The 22,684-nt window shown below is 67.0% G+C and carries 21 protein-coding genes; 4 read left to right on the top strand and 17 right to left on the bottom strand.

Annotation, left to right across the window (positions count from 1 at the left end):
- Positions 1-71 precede the first annotated feature (71 nt).
- Positions 72-1,001: a phenylacetic acid degradation operon negative regulatory protein PaaX gene (gene paaX / locus ACVN9Z_RS14835; RefSeq protein ID WP_006388298.1), complete on the top strand. Its 930-nt coding sequence runs from the start codon at positions 72-74 to the stop codon at positions 999-1,001.
- A gap of 35 nt (positions 1,002-1,036) precedes the next feature.
- Here the strand turns inward: paaX and ACVN9Z_RS14830 are convergent, their stop codons facing one another.
- Together ACVN9Z_RS14830 and orn are read right to left on the bottom strand one after the other, a co-directional pair.
- Positions 1,037-1,663, bottom strand: a complete 627-nt coding sequence (locus ACVN9Z_RS14830) for an NAD(P)H-hydrate epimerase (protein ID WP_054484664.1) — start codon at positions 1,661-1,663, stop codon at positions 1,037-1,039.
- A 38-nt stretch (positions 1,664-1,701) separates the two neighbouring features.
- Positions 1,702-2,247: an oligoribonuclease gene (orn, locus tag ACVN9Z_RS14825; protein ID WP_006388296.1), complete on the bottom strand. Its 546-nt coding sequence runs from the start codon at positions 2,245-2,247 to the stop codon at positions 1,702-1,704.
- A gap of 76 nt (positions 2,248-2,323) precedes the next feature.
- Between orn and ACVN9Z_RS14820 the strand changes: the two genes are divergently transcribed.
- Together ACVN9Z_RS14820 and rsgA are read left to right on the top strand one after the other, a co-directional pair.
- Complete coding sequence (locus ACVN9Z_RS14820; protein WP_006388295.1) at positions 2,324-3,574, top strand: M48 family metallopeptidase; 1,251 nt, start codon at positions 2,324-2,326, stop codon at positions 3,572-3,574.
- On the top strand, positions 3,571-4,533 hold the full coding sequence (rsgA, locus tag ACVN9Z_RS14815; RefSeq protein ID WP_082385300.1) for a ribosome small subunit-dependent GTPase A: 963 nt from the start codon (positions 3,571-3,573) through the stop codon (positions 4,531-4,533). Before ACVN9Z_RS14820 ends, rsgA begins: the two co-directional genes overlap by 4 nt.
- A gap of 31 nt (positions 4,534-4,564) precedes the next feature.
- Here rsgA and ACVN9Z_RS14810 read toward each other — a convergent pair whose 3' ends face one another.
- Both ACVN9Z_RS14810 and rplS read right to left on the bottom strand, forming a co-directional pair.
- Positions 4,565-5,296, bottom strand: coding sequence for a CoA pyrophosphatase (locus ACVN9Z_RS14810; protein ID WP_006388293.1), 732 nt, complete (start codon positions 5,294-5,296; stop codon positions 4,565-4,567).
- Between the two features lie 123 nt (positions 5,297-5,419).
- Positions 5,420-5,800: a 50S ribosomal protein L19 gene (gene rplS / locus ACVN9Z_RS14805; RefSeq protein WP_006218237.1), complete on the bottom strand. Its 381-nt coding sequence runs from the start codon at positions 5,798-5,800 to the stop codon at positions 5,420-5,422.
- Between the two features lie 240 nt (positions 5,801-6,040).
- On the opposite strand from rplS, the gene ACVN9Z_RS14800 reads away from it, so the two are divergent.
- Positions 6,041-6,913 carry a DMT family transporter gene (locus ACVN9Z_RS14800; RefSeq protein ID WP_026382787.1) on the top strand — a complete coding sequence of 291 codons (873 nt, stop codon included), beginning with the start codon at positions 6,041-6,043 and terminating at the stop codon, positions 6,911-6,913.
- 80 nt (positions 6,914-6,993) lie between these two features.
- Here ACVN9Z_RS14800 and ACVN9Z_RS14795 read toward each other — a convergent pair whose 3' ends face one another.
- The 13 genes from ACVN9Z_RS14795 to ACVN9Z_RS14735 form a co-directional block, all read right to left on the bottom strand.
- The gene (locus ACVN9Z_RS14795) at positions 6,994-7,446 is read right to left on the bottom strand and encodes a hypothetical protein (RefSeq protein WP_024068189.1); all 453 of its coding nucleotides are present in this window, start codon (positions 7,444-7,446) and stop codon (positions 6,994-6,996) included.
- A gap of 69 nt (positions 7,447-7,515) precedes the next feature.
- Positions 7,516-8,934 carry a PA0069 family radical SAM protein gene (locus ACVN9Z_RS14790; protein ID WP_458212364.1) on the bottom strand — a complete coding sequence of 473 codons (1,419 nt, stop codon included), beginning with the start codon at positions 8,932-8,934 and terminating at the stop codon, positions 7,516-7,518.
- Positions 8,935-9,146: 212 nt separating this feature from the next.
- On the bottom strand, positions 9,147-10,445 hold the full coding sequence (locus ACVN9Z_RS14785) for a sulfate adenylyltransferase subunit 1 (protein ID WP_458212363.1): 1,299 nt from the start codon (positions 10,443-10,445) through the stop codon (positions 9,147-9,149).
- A gap of 43 nt (positions 10,446-10,488) precedes the next feature.
- Entirely contained in the window at positions 10,489-11,397 is a 909-nt protein-coding gene (cysD, locus tag ACVN9Z_RS14780; protein ID WP_006388288.1) for a sulfate adenylyltransferase subunit CysD, read from the bottom strand.
- 39 nt (positions 11,398-11,436) lie between these two features.
- Positions 11,437-12,183: a phosphoadenylyl-sulfate reductase gene (locus ACVN9Z_RS14775; RefSeq protein WP_053499717.1), complete on the bottom strand. Its 747-nt coding sequence runs from the start codon at positions 12,181-12,183 to the stop codon at positions 11,437-11,439.
- Positions 12,180-13,244, bottom strand: coding sequence for a sulfate/molybdate ABC transporter ATP-binding protein (locus tag ACVN9Z_RS14770; protein WP_238920295.1), 1,065 nt, complete (start codon positions 13,242-13,244; stop codon positions 12,180-12,182). The genes ACVN9Z_RS14775 and ACVN9Z_RS14770 overlap by 4 nt, the downstream gene beginning before the upstream one ends.
- Before the next feature lie 25 nt (positions 13,245-13,269).
- The gene (gene cysW, locus ACVN9Z_RS14765; protein ID WP_006388285.1) at positions 13,270-14,169 is read right to left on the bottom strand and encodes a sulfate ABC transporter permease subunit CysW; all 900 of its coding nucleotides are present in this window, start codon (positions 14,167-14,169) and stop codon (positions 13,270-13,272) included.
- Entirely contained in the window at positions 14,166-15,056 is an 891-nt protein-coding gene (cysT, locus tag ACVN9Z_RS14760; protein WP_006388284.1) for a sulfate ABC transporter permease subunit CysT, read from the bottom strand. Before cysT ends, cysW begins: the two co-directional genes overlap by 4 nt.
- A 24-nt stretch (positions 15,057-15,080) precedes the next feature.
- Entirely contained in the window at positions 15,081-16,109 is a 1,029-nt protein-coding gene (locus tag ACVN9Z_RS14755; RefSeq protein WP_035183508.1) for a sulfate ABC transporter substrate-binding protein, read from the bottom strand.
- A gap of 225 nt (positions 16,110-16,334) precedes the next feature.
- Positions 16,335-16,976 carry a peroxiredoxin gene (locus ACVN9Z_RS14750; protein ID WP_006388282.1) on the bottom strand — a complete coding sequence of 214 codons (642 nt, stop codon included), beginning with the start codon at positions 16,974-16,976 and terminating at the stop codon, positions 16,335-16,337.
- 153 nt (positions 16,977-17,129) lie between these two features.
- The gene (locus ACVN9Z_RS14745; RefSeq protein WP_458212362.1) at positions 17,130-18,956 is read right to left on the bottom strand and encodes an acyl-CoA dehydrogenase; all 1,827 of its coding nucleotides are present in this window, start codon (positions 18,954-18,956) and stop codon (positions 17,130-17,132) included.
- Positions 18,957-19,117: 161 nt separating this feature from the next.
- Complete coding sequence (gene aspT, locus ACVN9Z_RS14740; RefSeq protein ID WP_458212361.1) at positions 19,118-20,821, bottom strand: aspartate-alanine antiporter; 1,704 nt, start codon at positions 20,819-20,821, stop codon at positions 19,118-19,120.
- A gap of 37 nt (positions 20,822-20,858) precedes the next feature.
- On the bottom strand, positions 20,859-22,673 hold the full coding sequence (locus ACVN9Z_RS14735) for a bifunctional aspartate transaminase/aspartate 4-decarboxylase (RefSeq protein ID WP_458212360.1): 1,815 nt from the start codon (positions 22,671-22,673) through the stop codon (positions 20,859-20,861).
- Between the last annotated feature and the right edge of the window lie 11 nt (positions 22,674-22,684).

Below are 22,684 nucleotides of genomic sequence, written 5' to 3'. Positions count from 1 at the left end.
TCAAATCTGTATCACATTGGATTTATGTATCATATCCAGGATCCCGATATCGGCCCCTTGCGGCCCCCCTTATGGCAAACCCTCAGTCGCCCCTGGACCGTTACCTGTCACGCCTCATCAAGAGCGATCCGCCGCGCGCCAAATCGCTCTGCGTCAGCCTGCTGGGCGACGCCCTTGCGCCGCACGGCGGCGCCATCTGGCTCGGCGACCTGATCGAGTTGCTGGCCCCGCTGGGCATCAACGAACGGCTGCTGCGCACCAGCGTGTTCCGGCTGGTGGCGCAGAACTGGCTGCAGTCCGAACGCCACGGCCGGCGCAGCCTCTACCTGATTTCCGAGCAGGGCCTGCGCCACACGGCGCACGCCTCGCAGCGCATCTACGTCGGCGCGCCGCGGGAATGGAACGGGGAATGGACGCTGGTGGCGCTGCCTCGCACCGGCAACGGGCTGGCCGAGCGCGCGGAGCTGCGCCGCGAGCTGGTCTGGGAAGGGTTCGGGATGATCGCGCCGGGGCTGTTCGCCCATCCGCACACCGAGGCCCGCGCGGCCCATGACATCCTGGAAAAGCTGGGCATTCCGGACAAGGCGCTGGTGCTGTCGGCGCGCGACCTGGCCGGCGCCGGCGGCCTGCCGATAGCCAGCCTGGCCTCGCAGTGCTGGAACCTGGACGACGTGGCCGAGCAATATCGACAGTTCAGCCGCAATTTCGGCCCGCTGGAAAAACTGCTGGAAGCCCCGCCCTCGCCTTCGGACGCCTTCATCGCGCGCGTCATGCTGCTGCACAATTGGCGCCGGATCGTGCTGCACGATCCCCACCTGCCCGGCCCCATGCTGCCGGACAACTGGCCCGGCCACGCGGCCCGCGATCTATGCGGGCGCATCTACTGGCAAGTATTCGACGCCTCGGAAGCGCACCTGAACACCCTGGCCGGGCGCGACAACGAACGCTACACGCCGCTGGCCGCCGACATCGCGGCGCGCTTCGGCGGCCGGCCGACATAGCGCCCTGGGCCGAGGGGCCGCGGAACAGCCCCTTCTCAGGCGTCGTCGTCCTCCCCCGGCATTACCACCCCCAGCGTGTCGAGGTGCAATTCGCCGGCCGCCTGCGCGGCCAGCGCCAGCCCCCGGGCCCGGCCGATGAAGGACAGCGTCCAGCGCGCCCGGATCGGCCGGCCCAGTGCCGCACCGGTATCGGCGTCGATGCCACTGGGTACGTCCAGCGCCAGCACGGGCGCGTTCCAGCCATTGACCGCATCCACCAGCGCCTGCCAATCAGGCCCCAACGGACGATTCAGGCCGATGCCGAACAGGCCATCGATGACCAGATCCGGCAACAGGTCGGGAGTCAGGGTGGACAAGGCGATGCCGCCGGCCGCGACCCAACCCGCATACGCGCGTGCGGCGTCGGGCGGCAGGCATTGAGCGCCCGCCGGCAGCAGGACCCGCACATCATGGCCCAGTTCCCGCAGCCGGGTCGCCGCCTCCAGGGCATCGCCGCCATTGTTGCCGGGTCCGGCCAGCGCCAGCACCACCGAGCAGGGCTCGATCCGCTGCGCCACGAAACGGGCCGCCGCCGCGCCCGCCAGCGGCATCAGGCGCCGGCCTTCGGCCAGGGCCTGGCGTTCGGCGGCGCGGATCCTGGCGACGGAATGGGAAGACGACATGGCGGCTCGCGGGCGGTTGCCGACGGTTCGGCGGCGGCTTACACCTTAAGGAAGTGCTCGCGGTAGTACTTCAGTTCGTCGATCGATTCATAGATGTCGGCCAGCGCCTCGTGGCGGCTCTTCTTCTCGAACCCCTTGTACACGCCCGGCGCCCAGCGGCGCGCCAGTTCCTTGAGCGTGCTGACGTCCAGGTTGCGGTAATGAAAGAACTGTTCCAGGCGCGGCATGTAAGCAAACATGAACCGGCGGTCCTGGCTGATGGTGTTGCCGCACAGCGGCGACTTGCCTGCCGGCACGTGCTGCGCGAGAAACGCCAACAGCGTATCCTCTGCCTGCGCTTCGGAAATCGTCGAGGCGCGCACCTTGTCGATCAGGCCACTCTTGCCGTGGGTGGATTTGTTCCAGTTGTCCATGGCGTCGAGCAGGCTGTCGGACTGGTGCACCACCAGCACGGGGCCTTCGGCGACCACGGTCAGGTCGGCCTCGGTGACCACCACGGCGACCTCGATGATGCGTTCTTTTTCAGGGTCCAGGCCGGTCATTTCCATGTCCAGCCAAACCAGGCGATTTTCGTTCACAGCCATATAATTTGCCTATAAAACACGCGATTTTCCAATACGCAATTTTCGCACATCCCCACTTGAGCCAGCCGCATCGCCCATGTTCACACTGCTGTTCGTTGCCTTCCTGCTGACCGATATCGCCGTGCGCATGTGGCTGGCCAGCCGCCAGATCCGCCACGTGGCGCGCCATCGCGACCAGGTGCCGCCGGAATTCTCCCATCGGATCGGCCTGGCCAGCCACCAGCGCGCGGCCGACTATACGGTGGCGCGGGTCAGGCTGGGCATGTTCGAACGCACCTATGATGCCATCTTGCTGATCTGCCTGACCTTGATGGGCGGCCTGCAGGTCATCGACCTCTGGGTGGGCCAGCTCACCGACAACGACTTCCTGCGCCAGATGCTGTTGCTGGTGACGGTGGCGCTGCTGCTGGGCCTGCTGGGCCTGCCCTTCACGCTGTGGCGGCAGTTCAAGCTGGAGGCGCGCTTCGGTTTCAACCGCATGACGCCCGAACTGTTCATCTCGGACGCAGCCAAGGGCCTGCTGGTGGCGGCGGTGCTGGGGCTGCCCCTGGCGGCCGCCGTGCTGTGGCTGATGGGCAGCGCGGGGCAGTATTGGTGGGTCTGGGCCTGGGCGCTATGGACCGCATTCAACCTGGCGCTGCTCATCGTCTATCCGATGTTCATCGCGCCGCTGTTCAACAAATTCACGCCGTTGTCCGATCCGGAACTGGCCGGCCGCATCCAGCGCCTGGCGCAGCGCTGCGGCTTCGCGCTCAACGGCCTGTTCGTGATGGACGGCTCGCGCCGCTCGGCCCACGGCAACGCCTATTTCACCGGTTTCGGCCGTTCGCGCCGCATCGTGTTCTTCGACACGCTGCTGGCGCGCCTGAACGCCGACGAGATCGAAGCCGTGCTGGCGCACGAACTGGGCCACTTCGCCAAGCGCCACATCATCAAGCGCATCGTCTTCAGCTTCGCGGCGGCCCTGGTATTTTTCGCCATTCTGGGCTGGGTCGCGCAGCAACCCTGGTTCTACGTGGGCCTGGGCGTACTGCCCCAGCTGGGCGGCCGCAACGACGCGATGGCCCTGCTGCTGTTCTTCCTGGCCATTCCCGTCTTCACCTTCATCTTCACGCCGCTGGCCAGCTGGTACTCGCGCCGCGACGAGTTCGAGGCCGATCGCTACGCGGCCGAACAGAGCTCGCCGGACCGCCTGGTATCGGCCCTGGTCAAGCTCTACGACGACAACGCCGCCACCCTGACTCCCGATCCCGTGCACTCCGCCTTCTACGACAGCCACCCCCCCGCCGCCGTGCGCATCCGCCACCTGACGGCGCCCGCGGCATGAGCATGAACGATCGCAACAAGGCCGCCTTCCAGGACTCGCCCCAGACGGGCGCGCATGGTGATGCCGCCAACGAAGGCCGCATCATCGCGGCGCATGGCCGCCACTACACCGTCGAGCTGGCCGACGGCAGCCTGCGCAAATGCTTCCCGCGCGGCAAGAAGGCCGGCGCCGCCGTCGGCGACCGCGTCCGCATCACGCGCCAGGGCCAGGACGAAGGCGCCATCGATGCGATCCTGCCGCGCCGCAATCTGCTGTACCGCTCCGATGAAATGCGGTCCAAGCAGTTCGCCTCGAACGTCGACCAGTTGCTGATCGTGGTCGCGGTGCAGCCGACCTTCTCCGACGACCTCACCGGCCGCGCGCTGGCAGGCGCCTGGAGCGCCGGTATCGAACCGCTGATCATCCTGAACAAGACGGACATCATCGACGCGCTACCCGCCGCCCGCGCCCGCCTGGCGCCGATTGCCGCGCTGGGCGTGGACATCATCGAACTGAGCGCGCTCGAACCCGAAAAGGTCCACACCCTGCTGGCGCCGCGCCTGGCCGGCCGCACCAACCTGCTGCTGGGACAAAGCGGCATGGGCAAGTCGACGCTGCTGAACGCGCTGGTGCCGGACGCCGCGGCGCCCACCCGGGAACACTCGACGGCGCTGGACATGGGCAAGCACACCACCACCAGCACCCGCCTCTATCACCTGCCCGCGCCAGGCGGAGACCTGATCGACTCGCCCGGCTTCCAGGCCTTCGGCCTGCAGCACCTGAGCCGCGAAGACATCATCCGCGGCTTCCCGGAATTCACCAAGCCGATCGAGTCGTGCCGTTTCTACAACTGCACCCATCGCCACGAGCCCGGTTGCGGCGTGGTCGCGGCGCTGGACGCGGGCGCGATCGACCCGGCGCGCTACGCGCTGTACCTGCGCATCCTGGACGAGAACCTGGCGGGACAACAACGGTATTGAAGCCGCTGGTTGGCAGGTCCCGGCACGGCTCTCAACGCGGCTCGAAGCCGTTGCGCAACAGGTGATAAAGGTTGCGCAGCATGCCGGCCGTGGCGCCCCAGATGAAGTGCCGGCCATACGGCATGCCGTAATAGTGACGCACCCGGCCGTCCTCCAGCCGCGCCTCGTACAAACGGTGATTGGCCGGATCCATCAGGAACGACAGCGGCACTTCGAACACCTCGGCGACTTCGAACGCGTCCGGCGCCAGCTGGAAGCCGGGCGTAACCAAAGACACGACCGGGATGATGGAGAATCCAGTGGCGGTCAGGTACGGGGGCATGCTGCCCAGCACCTCGACGTGGTTGGCCGGCAGTCCGGTTTCCTCCTGCGCCTCGCGCAGCGCCGCGGCGACCGGCGTCGCATCGCTGGTCTCGATACGGCCGCCCGGAAAACTGATCTGGCCGGCATGGTCGTGCAGGTGCGCGGCGCGCTGGGTCAGCATGATGTGCACGCCATCGTCGCGCGTCACCAGCGGAATCAGCACGGCCGCGGGCACCGGGGCGCCTTCGCGGCCGGGATAGCGCAGGTCATTGTCGCGCGACAGCTCGAGCGTCCAGGTGGACGGCTGGCTGAGCGTGCCGCGCAGCAGGTCGGGCGTCAGCAAGCCGGCCGGCACCGCCGGCAGGGAATCGTTGGCGACCACCCAGGGTTGCGACGCCGGGTCGAACCCGGGGCGCGCCAGCGGCCGGCGCGGCCGCGCAGAAGACGAGGAATCAGACATTCGGCTTTTCAAAAAGAAAAAGGCACCCTCGCAGGTGCCTTTTTAACCCGGAAACCCGTGCCGAACGAAAACGCTGGATGGCGTGTGCGTCCGACACTGGTAGGGCCGTGTGCCGATAAGCGATCAAGCCGCCGAGGCTTGCTTGCTGACCAGCTTTTCCTTGATACGCGCCGACTTGCCCGAGCGGTTGCGCAGGTAGTACAGCTTGGCGCGGCGCACGTCGCCGCGGCGCTTGACTTCGATGCCGGCGATTTGCGGCGAGTACAGCTGGAACGTACGTTCCACGGCTTCACCCGACGAAATCTTGCGCACGGTGAACGCGGAGTTCAGGCCGCGGTTGCGCTTGGCGATCACGACGCCTTCGAAGGCCTGCACGCGCTTGCGGGTGCCTTCAACGACGTTCACGCTCACGATGACGGTGTCACCAGGAGCAAATTCAGGCTTGGCTTGACCGCCGGTCAGGCGGGCAATCTCTTCCTGTTCCAGGATAGCGATAAGGTTCATTGAGAACTCCTAGATCATCATGCCTTTGCGGACTAAAGCGCTTTGCCGTTCGATGTTGTTCGGGCCGGGGCTGAAAAACCGCGCCTGGCCGTGTACCGCAAGCAGAGGATGAGATTTGGCAAACCAATGATTCTACACCAAAATTTGCCCGGTGCCTCAGGTAACATGACGCCCTGCCCGCGGGTTTGCGGTACCCTAGCGGTTTATGTAACAAACACGTCATAAGACGCTGTTCCCCTCATGTCGTACTCGTCCCTGTTATTGGTCGTCCTGGCGGCGATGGCCCACGCAACGTGGAATCTGCTCGCCAAGCGCGCGGCCATGGTGGGCGCTCCATTCGTCTTCGCCTACGGGCTGTGCGCCTCGGTGCTGTATGCGCCATGGGTGGTATGGGTACTGTTGCATGACGGCATGACGTGGACCTGGCCGGTAGTCGGCGCGATCCTGACCTCCAGCCTGTTGCATCTGGGCTACAGCCTGTGCCTGCAGCGCGGTTATCAGGTGGCGGATCTATCGGTGGTCTATCCCATTGCGCGCGGCACCGGCCCCCTGCTTTCGACCACCGGCGCCTTCCTGCTCCTGCGCGAGCCCGCCACCGGCACCGGCATTGCCGGCATGCTGTGCGTGGTGATCGGGGTGTTGCTGATCGCCACCCAGGGACGGCTGTCGATCTTCCGCAACCCACAGGCCTGGGTCGGCGTGCGCTGGGGCATGGTGATCGGCCTGTTCATCGCCGCCTACACCGTGGTGGATGCCTATGGCGTGAAGGTGCTGCTGATCAGCCCGGTGCTGTTCGACTGGTTCACCTGTGTCACCCGCACCGCCATGATGACGCCGCACATGCTGAACCGCCGCGCCCAGGCCTGGGAATCGATGCGTGGGCATTGGCACCTGGCCCTGGCGGTGGGCTTGCTGTCGCCGCTGGGGTACATCCTGGTGCTCTACGCGCTGCGCAACGGCGCACCGCTGAGCCTGGTGGCGCCCGCCCGCGAAATGTCGATGATGCTGGGCACGCTGGCCGGAATGTTCCTGCTGCGGGAAAAGGTCGGCCCCGGCAGGCTTGCAGGCTGTCTGTCGATCCTGGCGGGCGTGATACTGCTTGGCTCGACCTGAGCCTTCGCCGGCCCCGTGGCGGGCCGGCGGCGAAGGCGCCGCCCTGCGCCCGGGTGCCGGCCCGGGCGGCGACGAGTCCTTCAGAAGCCGCCGGCCACGCCCAGCCACATGAGGGCGGGAATCATCGCGCCCCAGGCCAACACCAGCACCACGTCCAGCACCATGCTTTTCACGCTGACCTGATCCGACACCGGCTCGACCGTGGCATTGCCCAGGCTGCGCTCGCGCGGGCCACGGACGACGGACGCGCCAGCTTCGGCGGCCGGGGGGAACGGCCATTTGCCAGGCAGAGCGCGCTCACGCTTGCGTGGCTCGGTCTCGACGGGCGCCGTCGGGGCAGCGCCGACAGGCAACGCCAGGTCCACCGTCGCCGCGCCAGCCGCCGCCCGGCCCGTCGCCGCGCCGGACCAAGGCGTGGCCAGCCCCGAAAAACGGGCGCCAAGGGCCCTGACGCGTTGAGCGGCACGGCGCAGCGGCGTGAGGGAAACGGCGGCGAGATCATCCGGCAGGACGGAAAGTTGAGCGGTGTTCATGGGGAACTCCTTTAACGCGATCAAGAACCGCGGCACGACGCCACGGCGGCAACCCGGGCAAGCCGCGGGTCAGTCGAACAACGACAGCTGGCCGGCGACCATGGCGCGCAACTGGCGCGCACCGCGCCCGTAGGCGCCGGCCGCCGGCGCGGCACTGGCAAAAGGGACCCCTGAAGACGCTTTCGCGCCAGCCGGGGATGGAAAAACGGGGATATCAGCCATATTGGCGCCCGGGCCGAACAAGGCGGCGGATGCGCCAACCGGCGCAGGCGGCTGGAAGCGGTCGCAGTCGAGCGCCAGGCGATGGCGGTTCAGGCCCAGCTTGCGGGTGGCCACGGCAAAGCGCTGGCGCAGCAGGTCGGCCCAGATGCCGGTGCCGCGCATGCGCGAACCGAAGTTGGGATCGTTGCGGCGGCCGTTGCGCAGGTCTTCGATGCGGTGCAGCACGCGCTGGGCGCGGTCGGGGTAATGGGCGTTGAGCCAGTCCTCGAACAGGGTTTTGACTTCCCAGGGCAGGCGGATGACGGTGTAGCTGGCGTAGTGCGCGCCCGCCGCCTTCGATTCCTGCAGGATGTGTTCCATGGCGTCATCGTTGATGAACGGGATCACGGGCGCCACCAGCACGCCGACCGGCACCCCGGCGGCGGTGAGGCTGCGCACGGCTTCCAGGCGGCGCCAGGGGGCCGCGGCGCGCGGCTCCAGCGTGCGGGCCATGCCGGCGTCGAGCGTGGTGATGCTCATGTAGACGACCACCAGGTTCTGTTCGGCCAACGCCGCCAGGAGGTCGAGGTCGCGCGCCACCAGCGCGTTCTTGGTGACGATGGTGACCGGGTGGCGGGTTTCGAGCATCAGCTCGAGCATGCCGCGCGTCAGGCGCCAGTCGCGCTCGATGGGCTGGTAGGCGTCGGTGGCCGATCCGATGTTGATGGGCGACGGCTTGTAACCCGGGCGGCTGATTTCCGCCCGCAGCGCCTCTACCGCGTTGGCCTTGGCCACCAGCCGCGTCTCGAAATCGAGGCCGGGAGAGTAGCCCAGGTAGGAATGGGTCGGGCGGGCATAGCAATAGACGCAGCCATGCTCGCAGCCACGGTAGGGATTGACGGCGACGTCGAAGGGGATGTCCGGCGAATCGTTGCGCGACAGGATCTTGCGGGCCTCTTCGGCCGTGACGGTGGTCTTGGGCGCGGCGGGCGCCCGGCGGTCGTCGGGCAGGATGGGGATGACGGCGGCCGCGGGCGTAACGGCGGCGGCATCGGCCTGGTCTACCAGGCCGAGCGTGTCGGACGCGCCATCGGGAGAATTATTGGGGACAGCATCGACGAAATCTACCGGGAGGCCCGAAGCGGACCAGCCATCGTCGACCTGCACGCGGTCATCTTTCTGGAAGCGATGCCGAACATTAGTAACCGCACCCCGACCGCGCAAGGCGGCGGGGGCGGCAGCCGGGGACCCAGAACCGGCGGGAAAAGAATGATCGGTGCGTGCCATGAAAACTACTGTACAAAAACACAGTGGTTTTGACAAGCACCAAAAGCCTTTCCGTAAGACAGCCCCACTTTACCGCAAGACGAAGACGGCGTCCGGAGAATTCGATTTCATCTTGCGATATCGCCCGGAAACCCGCGCCAGCATTAGGTTTGGAATAAAAACAACACCGCAGAGACAAGCTCGGCCGAGGCGTTTCCGCCCCGGCTTGCGGTTTACCGCAGCATGCCCGCCGCCGCGGTCTGATGCGTGGCTTCGTCGATCAGGATGAATGCGCCGGTGGCGGGTACATCCGCATATCGATCGATCGCCAAGGACTCGCGCGTGGTGAACGTGACGCGGCCGATGTCGTTCATGCGCAGCGTGCCTTCGGTGTTCTCCACTTCCTGCAATTCGTGGATGTCGCGATGCGTGAGCACCGCGCGGATCTTCGCCGACGTCAGGCGCGTGCCATGCTTGAGCAGATACTTGCGCGCAGGGTTGAGCGCCTGCGCGTCGAGCCAGCACAGCTCGGCCTCGAACTCGCGCGCCACCTGCGCCGGCGCCGACGCATGCACGATCACGTCGCCGCGCGACACGTCGACATCGCGGTCGAGCACCAGCGTGACCGAATCGCCCGCCACCGCTTCATCCAGCGCGCGATCGAACAGCCGCACCTCCTGCACGCGCGCGGTCACGCCCGAGGGCTGCACCGCGATCTCGTCACCCGGACGCAGCACGCCGCTGGCAATGCGGCCCGCGTAGCCGCGGAAATCATCCTTGAGGCTGCCGTCGTGGCGCGACACCCATTGCACCGGAAAGCGCAGCGGCCCGGCGCGGCCATCGGCCGCCAGATCGAGCGATTCCAGCAGCGTCAGCAGCGGCTGGCCCGTGTACCAGGGCGTCTTGTCCGACAGCGTCACCACGTTGTCGCCGTTCAGCGCCGACAACGGCAGCGCGTCGAAGTGCGCGATGCCGAGCTTGCCCGCCAGGTCGGCGTAGGCGTCGCGGATGCGCTCGAACACGGCGGGGTCCCAGTCCACCAGGTCCATCTTGTTGATCGCCACCACGATGTGGCGGATGCCGAGCAGGCGGGCGATGGTGCTGTGGCGCTTGGTCTGCGGCAGCAGCTTGCCGTCGGCCGCGCGCGTGGCGTCGATCAGGATCACCGCCACGTCGGCGGTGGACGCGCCGGTGACCATGTTGCGGGTGTACTGCTCGTGGCCGGGCGCGTCGGCGATGATGAACTTGCGCGCCGGCGTCGAGAAATAGCGGTAGGCCACGTCGATCGTGATGCCCTGCTCACGCTCGGCTTCCAGGCCGTCGGTCAGCAGCGAAAAATCGATGGCGCCCTCGGCCACGCGCTTGTACTTGGCGCGCGAGATGGCGTCGAGCTGGTCGGCGAACACGCCCTTGCTGTCATACAGCAGGCGGCCGATCAGCGTTGATTTGCCGTCGTCGACCGAACCCGCGGTGATCAGGCGCAGCACGCCCGTGTCGGCGCCGGAAAGAAAAGAATCGTTTACTGCGTTCATATGCGTCCCCTGTGGGCCGGGCTGGCGCCGGCCGCTCATGCAATCAGAAATAGCCTTCCTTCTTGCGGCGCTCCATCGAGGCCTCGGAAGTCTGGTCATCCATGCGCGTGGCGCCGCGCTCGGTGATGTCGGTCACCGCGGTCTCGGCGATGATGGCGGCGGTATCGGCGGCCTCCGAGGCCACCGGGCAGGTGCAGGAAATGTCGCCCACCGTGCGGAAACGCACCGACAGGCGCTCGACCGTATCGCCGTCCTGCGGCGGCGTCAGGCGCGTCACCGGCACCAACAGGCCCTTGCGCCGCACCACCTCGCGCTGGTGGCTGAAGTAGATCGACGGCAGCGCCAGCCGTTCGCGCTGGATGTACTGCCAGACGTCCAGCTCGGTCCAGTTGGAGATCGGAAACACCCGCATGTTCTCGCCGCGGTGCACCTTGGTGTTGAACAGGTTCCACAGTTCCGGGCGCTGGGCCTTGGGGTCCCACTGGCCGAACTCGTCGCGAAACGAGAAGATGCGTTCCTTGGCGCGCGCCTTTTCCTCGTCGCGGCGGGCGCCGCCGATGCAGGCGTCGAAGCCGAATTCCTCGATCGCCTCCAGCAGCGTCACGGCCTGCGCCGCGTTGCGCGAATCGGTCTCGCGCCGCAGCACCACGCTGCCGCGCTTGATCGAGTCTTCCACGCTGCGCACGATCAGGGTCTCGCCCAGCTCGGCGGCGCGGGCGTCGCGAAAGGCAATGACCTCGTCGAAGTTGTGGCCGGTGTCGATGTGCATCAGCGGGAACGGAAAGCGTCCCGGGCGGAAGGCCTTTTCGGCCAGGCGCAACAGCACCACCGAGTCCTTGCCGCCCGAAAACAGCAGCACGGGCTTCTCGCTTTCGGCGGCCACCTCGCGCAGGATGAAGATGGCTTCCGATTCCAGCCAGTCCAGGTGGCTGCGTTGGATCACTGCGGACATGAATATTCCCCTAAAACGGATTTCTGATGGGTGGCGGCGTCAGTCGCGGGGAGCCGCGACGATGCCGATGACCCGGTTGCCTGCGTGCAGGCCGCATTCCTTGGAATCCGACGACTCCCACCACCAGCGCCCCGCGCGCAGGTCTTCGCCCGGGCGGATGGCGCGGGTACAGGGTTCGCAGCCGATGGACGGATAGCCCTGGTCGTGTAGCGGGTTGTACGGAATGCCGAGGGCGCGGATCACGCCCCAGACGTCCGCTTCGCTCCATTCGGCCAGCGGGTTGAACTTGTAGAGCCCGAAGGTGGCGTCGTCTTCTTCCAGGTGCAGCTCGCCGCGCGTGGCCGACTGCGCCCGCCGCTGCCCGGTGATCCAGGCGCCGCGCCCGGCCAGCGCGCGCTTGAGCGGCTCGACCTTGCGGATCTGGCAACAGGCCTTGCGCAGCTCGACGCTTTCGTAGAAGGCATAGGCGCCATGCTCGGCCACGTGGCGTTCGACCGCGTCGCCGTCGGGCCGGTACACGGTGACCTCGCGCCCATAGCGCTCGCGCACCGCGTCCAGCACGCCCAGCGTTTCCGCGTGCAGCCGGCCGGTGTCGAGCGTGAAGACTTCCAGGCCCAGGCCGGCGCTGTAGATGGCGTGCGTCAACACCATGTCCTCGGCCGCCAGCGACGACGCCAGTGCCGCATCGGGATAGCGCCGCTGGATGTCGGCCAGCCGCGCCTGCAGTTCGTCCCAGCGTGCTGCCAGGGCCGGCTCCAGGCCGGTATCGAGTGCGGCCGCCGTCATGCTTGCACCGCGAAGATACGGGCCCGGCGCGGGCGGGCCAGCAGCACGTCGCCATCGCGCAGGCCGAGCTCCCGGTACAGGTGCTCGGGCACCTCGGCCTCGATGACGGCGTCGGAATCCTCGCTGGCCAGTTCCAGGTAGGCGCTGGGGCCGGCCAGGTAGGCATGGGACAGGCGCACCGGAATGCCGGCGGCGCCGGCCCGATAGCGCTCGATGTCGAATTCGTGCGGCCGCACATAGGCGGTGGCGCGCTGCGCCTCGGCCTGCGCCAGTTCGGGCGCCGGCAACGACAGGCCCGCCCCTTCCCAGACGCCGCGGCTGGCCACGCCCTGCAACTGGTTGACGTCGCCCAGGAAGCCATAGACGAAGGGCGTGGCCGGCCCTTCCCAGACTTCGCGCGGCGTGCCGACCTGTTCGATCTTGCCGGCATTCATCAGCACCACGCGGTCGGCCACCTCCAACGCCTCTTCCTGGTCGTGCGTGACGAACACGCTGGCCACGTTCAGCTCGTCGTGCAGGCGGCGCAGCCAGCGCCGCAGTTCCTTGCGCACCTTGGCGTCGAGCGCGCCGAAGGGCTCGTCCAGCAACAGCACGCGCGGTTCCACCGCCAGCGCGCGCGCCAGGGCGATGCGCTGGCGCTGGCCGCCCGACAGCTGCGCCGGGTAGCGCTCCGCCAGCCAGTCCAGCTGCACCAGATTGAGCAGGTCATGCACCTTGCGCCGGATCTGCTCTTCCGGCGGCCGCTGCGAACGGTGCTTGACGCGCAGCCCGAAGGCGACGTTCTCGAACACCGTCATGTGCTTGAACAGCGCGTAGTGCTGGAACACGAAGCCGACCTGGCGCTGGCGCACGTCCACCGCGGTGGCGTCCTCGCCGGCGAACAGCACGCTGCCCGTGTCGGCCGACTCCAGCCCGGCGATGATGCGCAGCAGCGTGGTCTTGCCACAGCCCGAAGGCCCCAGCAGCGCCACCAGCTCGCCCGTCCCGATGTGCAGCGAGACGTCGTTGAGCGCCCGGAACTGGCCGAAGCGCTTGGAAAGATTGCGTACTTCGATACTCATGCTTGTCTCCGTCTGGCCGGCCGCGTCAGGCGACCGCCGGCTTGATGGCCGTCGCGGGCCCGGGATACTCGACCGGCAGTTCCGCCGCCTTCAGGTAGCGCGCGTTGCGCCACTCGATCACGTTCTTGGCCACCAGCGTCACCAACGCCAGCAGCGCCAGCAGCGAGGCCACCGCGAACGCCGCCGAATACTGGTATTCGTTGTAGAGAATCTCCACGTGCAGGGTCATGGTGTTGGTCAGGCCGCGGATCTGGCCCGACACCACCGAGACCGCGCCGAACTCGCCCATGGCGCGCGCATTGCAGAGAATGGCGCCGTACAGCAGGCCCCACTTGATGTTGGGCAGCGTCACGCGCCAGAAGATCTGCCAGCCGCTCGCGCCCAGCGTCAGCGCGGCCTGCTCTTCCTCGCTGCCCTGCGCCTGCATCAGGGGGATCAGCTCGCGCGCGACGAAGGGGAAGGTCACGAACAGCGAGGCCAGGATGATGCCCGGCACGGCATAGACGATCTTCAGGTCGTGCGCCTGCAGCCAGTCGCCGAACCAGCCCTGCGTGCCGAACAGCAGCACGAACACCAGGCCGGCCACCACCGGCGACACCGAGAACGGCAGGTCGATCAGCGTGATCAGGAACTGCTTGCCGCGGAACTGGAACTTGGTGATGGCCCAGGCGGCGGCCACGCCGAACACCAGGTTGACAGGCAGCGCGATCGCCGCCACCACCAGCGTCAGGCGGATCGCGGCCAGCGCATCGGGCTCGACGATGGCCTCCAGGTACAGCTGCCAGCCCTTGCGGAAAGCCTCGTAGAACACCGCGGCCAGCGGCACCAGCAGGAACAGTGCCAGGAAACCCAGCGCCAGGAACAGCAGGATGCCGCGCACCCAGCGCGGCTCGGTCAGGTGGGCGGGACGGTCAACAAAGCTCATGCCTGTCTCCCGAGGCCACGACGGGCCTGCCAGCCCTGCAGCAGATTGATGACGAAAAGCAGCACGAACGACAGCACCAGCATCACGGTGGCAATGGCGGCGGCGCCGGCATAGTCGAACTGCTCCAGCTTGGCGATGATCAGCAGCGGCGTGATCTCGGACACCATCGGCATGTTGCCGGCGATGAACACCACCGAACCGTACTCGCCCACCGCGCGGGCGAACGCCAGCGCGAAGCCGGTCATCAGCGCCGGCACCAGGCTCGGCAGCAGCACGCGGCGGATCGTCTGCCAGCGGTCCGCGCCCAGGCTGGCGGCGGCCTCCTCAATCTCGCGCTCGATGTCTTCCAGCACCGGCTGCACCGTGCGCACCACGAACGGCACGCCGATGAAAATCAGCGCGATCACGATGCCCAGCGGCGTGAACGCCACTTTCAGGCCGAACCAGTTGGCCAGCGGCGCGCCCAGCCAGCCCTTTTCCGCGTACAGCGCGGTCAGGGCGATGCCGGCCACGGCGGTGGGCAGCGCGAACGGCAGGTCCACCAGCGCGTCCAGGATCTTCTTGCCCGGAAAGCGGTAGCGCACCAGCACCCAGGCCACGATGGTGCCGAACACCAGGTTCACCAACGCCGCCAGCAGCGAGGCGCCGAAGGTGAGTTGATACGACGCCAGCACCCGTGGCGCCGTCACCGCGTCCCAGAAGCCCTGCCAGCCCAGCGAGGCGCTCTTGATCGGCAGCGCCGCCAGGGGAATCAGCACGAGCACGCTCAGGTACAGCACCGCGTAGCCCATGGAAATGCCGAAACCGGGCAGCACGCCCGGGCTGTTGCGCCGAACGGCAAAAGGCGCCCGCGCGCCCTTTGCCGTCGGAATCGAGGCTGTAGTCATGGCCGTCGTCCGCTGGTTGTCCGCTTACTTCTTCTGCGGCTGGTAGATCTGGTCGAAGGTGCCGCCGTCGCTGAAGTGGTCCTTCTGCGCCTTGCGCCAGCCGCCGAAGATCTTGTCGTCGATGGTCACCAGCTTGACCTTGGGGAACTTGCTTTCGTACTTGGCGGCCACGGTCTTGTCGATCGGCCGGTAGTAGTTCTTGGCGATGATTTCCTGGGCTGCCGGGGTGTAGAGGAATTCCAGGTAGGCCTGGGCCGCGGCGCGGGTGCCCTTCTTGTCGACGATCTTGTCGACGATGGCCACGGGCGGCTCGGCCAGGATCGACAGCGACGGCACCACGATGTCGAACTTGTCCGGACCCAATTCTTCCAGCGCGAGGAAGGCCTCGTTCTCCCACGCCAGCAACACGTCGCCGACGCCGCGTTCGACGAAGGTGGTGGTAGCGCCGCGGGCGCCGGTATCCAGCACCGGCACGTGCTTGAGCAGGTCGCCGACGTAGGCGCGCGCCTTGTCTTCGCTGCCGCCGTTCTTTTCCAGCGCGTAGGCCCAGGCGGCCAGGTAGTTCCAGCGCGCGCCGCCGGAGGTCTTGGGGTTGGGCGTGATCACCTGCACGCCGTCCTTGATCAGGTCGTCCCAGTCCTTGATGTGCTTGGGGTTGCCCTTGCGCACCAGGAAGACGATGGTCGAGGTGTAGGGCGAGCTGTTCTGCGGCAGGCGCGCCTGCCAGTTTTCGGGCAGGAGGCCGCGGTCGGCGATGGCGTCGATGTCGTAGGCCAGCGCCAGCGTCACCACGTCGGCTTCCAGGCCGTCGATGACCGAGCGCGCCTGGCGGCCGGAACCACCGTGCGACTGGCGGATGGTCAGGTCGACGTTGGCCTTTTCCTTGTATTGCTTGATGAAGGCGTCATCGATGGCGCGGTACAGTTCGCGCGTCGGATCATAGGACACGTTCAACAGCGTCTGCTTCTGCTGCGCCTGCGCCGGCGCAATCGCGGCAAGAGACATCGTCACTGCGGCCAAGGCGGCCAACCATCCGGCTTTCCTGAAAGACATTCCTTGCTCCCTTCGCGTGTTTGGCAATGTGAAAGCAAGTGTGCCGGCGGCCTGTTCTGAACGGAACGAATCATTCTTTGATTGCTCATCGCTTCCAGGCATATAGCGCGCCCGCCGCAAGACGTGAAAAAGCCGCGCATTCCCAGGGAATACGCGGCTTTGCGGGCGCTTTTTCGGGCGCCGTCCGGACGGGCGGCGCCGGCCGCCCATAAACGGATTTCTTATTTACTTATTCGGCTGGGGCGTAATGCGCAGGTACGGACGCACCGCCTTGTAGCCCTTGGGGAACTTCTGCTTGATCACGGCTTCGTCCTGCAGCGACGGCACGATGATGACGTCATCGCCGTCTTCCCAGTTGACCGGCGTGGCCACGCTGTGGCTGTCGGTAAGCTGCAGCGAGTCGATGACGCGCAGGATCTCGTTGAAGTTGCGGCCGGTGCTGGCGGGGTACGTGATGATCAGGCGCACCTTCTTGTTCGGGTCGATGATGAAGACCGAGCGCACCGTCAGCGTGGCATTGGCGTTGGGGTGGATCATGTCGTACAGCTCGGACACCTTGCGGTCCTTGTCGGCCAGGATCGGGAAATTGACCTTGGTCGACTGGGTGTCGTTGATGTCCTCGATCCACTTGGTGTGCGAGTCGGTGCCGTCCACCGACAGCGCCAGCACTTTCACGTTGCGCTTGGCGAATTCGTCGGCCAGCTTGGCGGTGTAGCCCAGTTCGGTGGTGCAGACGGGCGTGAAGTCGGCCGGATGCGAGAACAGCACGCCCCAGCTATTGCCCAGATACTCATGGAAACGGATCGGGCCGGCGGAGGATTCCTGCTCGAAATCGGGCGCGGTGTCGCCCAGGCGTAGATGGCTCATGGTGTCTCCTGCTTGCGGATTCGGGTTGCGGAATCGACCGGCCGCCCTGTCCGGCGGCCGGTTGGAAAAACGTTTCGGCGGCGGCCGGTGCCGCCCTCCAAAACGATTCTTCCATCAAACCTGTTGCAGGGGAAATACGCAAGACATATAACCTTATGCAATATTCGCGGCGGCGCCGCAGGCGTCCGCCACCACCCCGGCGCGCACCGCCGCCGACAGCGCCAGGGCGCGCGGCAGGATGTGGGCGGCGTAGAACAATCCGGTCGCCAGCTTCTCGCGATGGAACGGATCGGTCGATCCCGCCGCCAGGTGCCGGCGGCACGCCAGCACGGCGCGCGCCATCTGCCAACCGCCGTGCACCACGCCGGCCAGCATCAGGTACGGCACGCTGCTGGCATAGACGGCGCGGATGTTCACCGCCGTTTGCTCCAGGATGAATTCCACCCCCGACTCGTAGGCCTGGATCGCGCTGTCGAGGTTGTCGCGCAGCAGGCGCAGGCCGTCGCGCTCGGACGCCGCGGCGCGCGAGGACTCGGCCTCGACCGCCCGCAGCGTCTCGCGCATGGCGGCAATGGCGGCGTAGGCGGTGGCACCGGCATCGCGCTGGGTCTTGCGGCTGACCAGGTCATTGGCCTGGATCGCGGTGGTGCCCTCGTAGATCGGCAGGATGCGGGCATCGCGGTAATACTGGGCCGCCCCGGTCTCCTCGATGTAGCCCATGCCGCCGTGCACCTGCACGCCAAGCGAGGCCACCTCCACCGCCGACTCGGTGGCAAAACCCTTCACGACGGGCACCATGTATTCGTAGAAAGCGCGGTTGCGGGCCCGCTGCTCCGGGTCGGGATGGTGAGTGCCCTTGTCGTGGGCCGCCGCCGTCACGTAGGACACGGCGCGCGCCGCCTCGGTCAGCGCCTTCATGGTCAGCAGCATGCGCTGCACGTCCGGATGGCGCGCGATCGCGACGGCGGCGCTGGAACCTTCCACGGCGCGTCCCTGCACCCGTTCGCGCGCGTAGGCCAGCGCGTGCTGGTAGGCGCGCTCGGACACGCCGATGCCCTGCTGGCCGACCGAATAGCGTGCCGCGTTCATCATGATGAACATGTATTCCAGGCCACGGTTCAGTTCGCCCACCAGGTAGCCGACCGCGCCCTCGCCCGCCTCGCCCTTGCCGGATCCGTACAGCAGCACGGCCGTGGGACTGCCATGGATGCCCAGCTTGTGCTCCAGCGACGCGCACCAGACATCGTTGCGCGGCCCCAGGGAGCCATCGGCCCCGACCAGGAACTTCGGCACGATGAACAGCGAGATGCCTTTCACCCCGGGCGGCGCGTCCGGCGTGCGCGCCAGCACCAGGTGGATGATGTTCTCGGCCAGATCGTGCTCGCCGTAGGTAATGAAGATCTTCTGGCCCGACAGGCGGTAGCTGCCGTCTTCCTGGCGCACCGCGCGGGTGGCGACCTGGGCCAGGTCCGAGCCGGCCTGCGGCTCGGTCAGGTTCATGGTGCCGGTCCATTTGCCGCCGATGAGATTGGGCACGAACTTCTTGCGCTGTTCTTCCGAGCCGACGGTGAGGATGGCCTCGATCACGCCGTCGGTCAGCATCGGGCACAGCGAGAACGCCAGGCTGGCCGCCTGGATGTTCTCGCCGGGCGCGGCCGCCACCAGCTTGGGCAGGCCCTGCCCGCCCCAGACCTGCGGATGCTGCAGCCCCTGCCAGCCGCCGGCCGCGTAGTCCTTGAAGCCCTGCGCGTAGCCCGGCGTGGCGGTGACCTGGCCATCGTTCCAGACCGGCGGGCGCGTATCGCCGGGCACGTTCAGCGGCGCGATTGCCTGCTCGACGAATCGGCCGTTTTCTTCCAGGATGGCGTCCACCAGATCGGGCGTCACCTCTTCGAATCCGGGCAGCTTGAGGACGTCGTCCAGGCCGGCCAGTTCCTTCAGCGCGAAGCGGAAATCCTGCAGCGGGGTAAGGTAGGGCATCTTGTCTCCATGAGCCTGCGCCCGTGACGGCGGGTGCGGCGGGGTGCGATGGGATGCCGCCTTGGGCGACAGGCATGGCGCGGTCGCTGGCGGTCTCGGTAGTTTCCCTAGCCTATGTTAAACCCTCGCTCCGCCTCATGGCGCGACGCGCCCTGCCGGCCTCATCCACCGAGGTGATGCGCCAGCGACACGATGATCGGCCCCAGCACCGGCAGCAGCACGTTGGCGATGGCGTAGGTCACCGTGTAACCCAACAGCGGCACCGCGCTGCCGCTGGCCCCCAGGATGGCGCTGATCGCCGGCGTGCTGACGTGCTGGCCCGCGATGGCGCCGACCAGCAGCGGCCCCTCTATCTTGAGTATCTTGTGTCCGACCCACAGCGACAGGCAGGCCGGCCCGAGCGATACCAGCAGGCCGATCAGCGGCAGCACCGCGCCATGCTCGCGGATCAGCGCCACCGCCTCTGGCCCGGCCGACAGGCCGACGCAGGCGACGAACACCGCCAGGCCCAGATCCTTGAGCAATTGCACCGCCTGGTCCGGCATGTGCCCCAATGCAGGTCGCTTGGCGTTGATCCAACCGCACACCAGGCCGCTCACCAGAGCGCCGCCGCCGCTGCCCAGCGACACCGGAATGCCCCAGAGGCGTGCCCCCAGCGCGCCGATCATCAGGCCCGCGAGAATGCCGAAGGCCAGGAACACCAGGTCGGTAACGCCGCTGCGCCGCAGTTCGTTGCCCAGCCCCGCGCCTGCCTGCGACAGCTCGGGCTCCGCGCCCACCAGCGTCACCAGGTCGCCATACTGCACCACGGTGGCAGGCGTGAGCGGCAGCATATGGCCGGACCGCTGGATCGACTGCAGGAACACGCCCCGGGCCCGCTGCGCGCGCGGCCCCTTGGCCAATTCACCCAGGGTGCGGCCATTGACCGTCTTCCTGTTGACGATGACCTGCAGCTCGGCCAGCTGCAGGTCATCGGCATGCGCCTCCGGCAACTGGATTTCCGGCCCGACGACCGAGCCGGCCCGCAGCGCAAAGCGGCGCAGACCCAGCACGACGACGATATCGCCGGTGGCCAGCCGGTCCTCAGGCGTGGGCTCGATCGCCTCGCCATTGCGCAGGATGCGGCTGATGGCGGTGCGTCCGCCCAATTCGGCTTCGACCTCGCCCACCGTCCTGCCGTCCGCGTCCTTGACCACGTGCGAGCGGCCCACCAGCCGCGGCAGGGTCGGCAGCAGGTTCTCGTCGGTCTCGCCCGGCCCCCCGCCCAGTTTTTCCTCAAGCGCTTTGGAGGCCTCGCGCAGGTTGATGCGCAACAGGGCGGGCGCCACCTGGCTGGTGAAGAACACGATGCTGATCAGGCCCACCAGGTAGGTCAGCGTGTAGGCGGTGGCGATATTGGCCTCCATGCGCTGCACGTCGGCGTCGGCCAGCCCCAGGTGCTTGAGCGCCTCCGCCGCGGTCCCGACCACGGCCGACTCGGTTGCCGCCCCCGCAGCCAGTCCAGCCGCCGTGCCCGCGTCCAACCCGAACAGCGGCACCGCCAGCAGCACGATGGTCAGCACCAGCAGCGCCTCGATGATGGGCAGCACGATGTAGCGCAGGCTGGACCGGTTCAGGTTGGCGAAGAACTGCGGTCCGCCCGAATAGCCCATGGCGAAGATGAACAGGGCGAACGCGACCTCCTTCAGATCGCCGCGCATCTGGCAGCCGGTCTGGCCGATCAGCAGGGCAACGATGAGCGTGCCGCACACGCCCCCCAGCTGGATCGGCCCGACCCTGAGCTTGCCGATCAGGTATCCCAAGCCCACCGTCAGGAACAGCACCGCGATGGGAACGTTATTGAAAAACCCGACTGAGCACGTCATGAGGTCATGTCACCCTGGATATGGCGGACGATGGCGGCTACTTCGCCCCTTTGGTGGCCGAGCGCTCGGCCTTGGCGGCCTTCTTGACCGCCTGCTTCACCGCCTTCTTGGCGGCTTGCTTGCCGGCGGCCTTGCGCTTGGCGGCGGCGGGCTTGACCTTCTGGCCCTTGCCGGCGGTCGGACCCGAACGCACCAGTTGACCGGCCTTCCAGGCTTCGACGTATTCCGTGGCGGCGTCGACCATGTGCTTGCCGATCTTGGAATAGTCGCCATCGTCCAGGTTGGCCAGCGAAATACGGATCGACCACGGCGGGCCGCCGAAACCGCCGCCGTCCATCAACACCACGCCGGATTTCTCGGCCACGCGGAACAGGAAGTCGACCGGCTCGTAGTTGGACGTCATGTATTTGCAGAAGGCGTCGCCATAGGTGTTCTTGGCCCAGACCATGAAGTCCAGTTCGACGTAGTACCAGCCACGCATCGGATCCTCGGGCGGCAACGGCACGCCCAGCCCGCGCCACAGCGCATCGCGCCGCGCCCGCACGATCTGCATGGTCAGGTGCTTGTACGCGTCCTTCAGGTCCAGCAGGTGCGACAGGGCGAAAAAGCCCATCTGCACCTGTTGCGGCAGCGACAGGCCGGCAGTGTGGTTCAGCGCCACGTTGCGGCTGTCGGCCACCATGCGGTCGATGAACTTGAGCTTCTCGGGCTCCATGGTCATGGCGCCATAGCGCTTGTTCAGGCGGTTCTTCCACGATGCCGGCAGTTCGGCGATGCGGCGGTCCATGGTGTTCTTTTCATGGGTCGCGATCACGCCCAGGCGCCAGCCGGTGCAGCCGAAGTTCTTCGAGAAGGAATACACGCAGATGGTGTTGTGCGGCACTTCGGCCATCAACGAACGGAAGTTCGGCACGAAGGTGCCGTACACGTCGTCCGTCACCAGCACCAGGTCCGGATTCTTGCGGATCAGTCCCACGATCTGCTTCATCTCGACCGGGCTGAAGGCCACCGACGGCGGATTGCTGGGGTTGACGGTCACCGCCAGTTTGATCTTCGGGTTCTCCAGCTTGGCGATTTCCGAGGCCGGATAGTGCCAGTCGTGGGTGCCGTCGGCGCGCACGCTGCTGGCATTGATGGCGACGATCTTGAACTGGAAGCGCTCCAGGTGCGCGATCTCGATGTAGGGCGTGAAGGTCGGCAGGAACAGCGCGATGGTGTCGCCCTGCTTGAGCAGCCCGTTCTGCATCAGCGAATCAAAGATGTAGCACATGGCCGCCGTGCCGCCCTCGACCGGGAACAGGTCGAACTTGCCCTTGGGCGGACGGCCGTCGCACATTTCCTTGATCAGGTAGTCGTGCACCACCTGCTCAAGATGCACCAGGGCGCGCGGCGGCACCGGGTAGTTGTCACCGATGACGCTGTCGGTCAGCTCATGGATCCATTCGTCGGGCACGAAGTTCTTGATCTTCACGCCGTATTCCAGGACGCCCGCCAGGAAGTCCGCGCCCGCCGCGCCCTTGTTCTTGGACAGGAACTTGCGCAGGCGGTCGGCGCACCCCTTCTTGGGTGGCATGCCCGCCAGGATGACATCGTCGCGCACCCGTCGCGCCTCCTTCATGGCGAACTGGCCCAGCAGGAAGAAAGCGTCGCGCGGCTCGGTGGCGATCCAGTTGGGATTGCCGCGACCGGCGTTCAACATGGTCAGCGCGGCCGTCTGCTGTGTGTCCTTGGCCAGCGTGATCAGGTAATCCTTCAGTTCGAAGGGCGACAGTTGCTCCAGGTCGCGCTGGCGCGACCGGGTGGTTTTCAGGGCCGAGGCCAGGCTGACGGTGAGAGGCGCGGTGGAAGCCATTGTTCAGTACT

The organism is Achromobacter sp. KK8 (assembly GCF_054188005.1).
Note: the sequence above shows the minus strand (reverse complement) of the source record. Positions and strands in the feature narration are given on the sequence as shown.

Coding starts and splice junctions, on each gene's coding strand:
- paaX (WP_006388298.1), top strand. CDS start 72: ATGGCAAACCCTCAGTCGCCCCTGGACCGTTACCTGTCACGCCTCATC.
- ACVN9Z_RS14830 (WP_054484664.1), bottom strand. CDS start 1,663: ATGTCGTCTTCCCATTCCGTCGCCAGGATCCGCGCCGCCGAACGCCAG.
- orn (WP_006388296.1), bottom strand. CDS start 2,247: ATGGCTGTGAACGAAAATCGCCTGGTTTGGCTGGACATGGAAATGACC.
- ACVN9Z_RS14820 (WP_006388295.1), top strand. CDS start 2,324: ATGTTCACACTGCTGTTCGTTGCCTTCCTGCTGACCGATATCGCCGTG.
- rsgA (WP_082385300.1), top strand. CDS start 3,571: ATGAGCATGAACGATCGCAACAAGGCCGCCTTCCAGGACTCGCCCCAG.
- ACVN9Z_RS14810 (WP_006388293.1), bottom strand. CDS start 5,296: ATGTCTGATTCCTCGTCTTCTGCGCGGCCGCGCCGGCCGCTGGCGCGC.
- rplS (WP_006218237.1), bottom strand. CDS start 5,800: ATGAACCTTATCGCTATCCTGGAACAGGAAGAGATTGCCCGCCTGACC.
- ACVN9Z_RS14800 (WP_026382787.1), top strand. CDS start 6,041: ATGTCGTACTCGTCCCTGTTATTGGTCGTCCTGGCGGCGATGGCCCAC.
- ACVN9Z_RS14795 (WP_024068189.1), bottom strand. CDS start 7,446: ATGAACACCGCTCAACTTTCCGTCCTGCCGGATGATCTCGCCGCCGTT.
- ACVN9Z_RS14790 (WP_458212364.1), bottom strand. CDS start 8,934: ATGGCACGCACCGATCATTCTTTTCCCGCCGGTTCTGGGTCCCCGGCT.
- ACVN9Z_RS14785 (WP_458212363.1), bottom strand. CDS start 10,445: ATGAACGCAGTAAACGATTCTTTTCTTTCCGGCGCCGACACGGGCGTG.
- cysD (WP_006388288.1), bottom strand. CDS start 11,397: ATGTCCGCAGTGATCCAACGCAGCCACCTGGACTGGCTGGAATCGGAA.
- ACVN9Z_RS14775 (WP_053499717.1), bottom strand. CDS start 12,183: ATGACGGCGGCCGCACTCGATACCGGCCTGGAGCCGGCCCTGGCAGCA.
- ACVN9Z_RS14770 (WP_238920295.1), bottom strand. CDS start 13,244: ATGAGTATCGAAGTACGCAATCTTTCCAAGCGCTTCGGCCAGTTCCGG.
- cysW (WP_006388285.1), bottom strand. CDS start 14,169: ATGAGCTTTGTTGACCGTCCCGCCCACCTGACCGAGCCGCGCTGGGTG.
- cysT (WP_006388284.1), bottom strand. CDS start 15,056: ATGACTACAGCCTCGATTCCGACGGCAAAGGGCGCGCGGGCGCCTTTT.
- ACVN9Z_RS14755 (WP_035183508.1), bottom strand. CDS start 16,109: ATGTCTTTCAGGAAAGCCGGATGGTTGGCCGCCTTGGCCGCAGTGACG.
- ACVN9Z_RS14750 (WP_006388282.1), bottom strand. CDS start 16,976: ATGAGCCATCTACGCCTGGGCGACACCGCGCCCGATTTCGAGCAGGAA.
- ACVN9Z_RS14745 (WP_458212362.1), bottom strand. CDS start 18,956: ATGCCCTACCTTACCCCGCTGCAGGATTTCCGCTTCGCGCTGAAGGAA.
- aspT (WP_458212361.1), bottom strand. CDS start 20,821: ATGACGTGCTCAGTCGGGTTTTTCAATAACGTTCCCATCGCGGTGCTG.
- ACVN9Z_RS14735 (WP_458212360.1), bottom strand. CDS start 22,673: ATGGCTTCCACCGCGCCTCTCACCGTCAGCCTGGCCTCGGCCCTGAAA.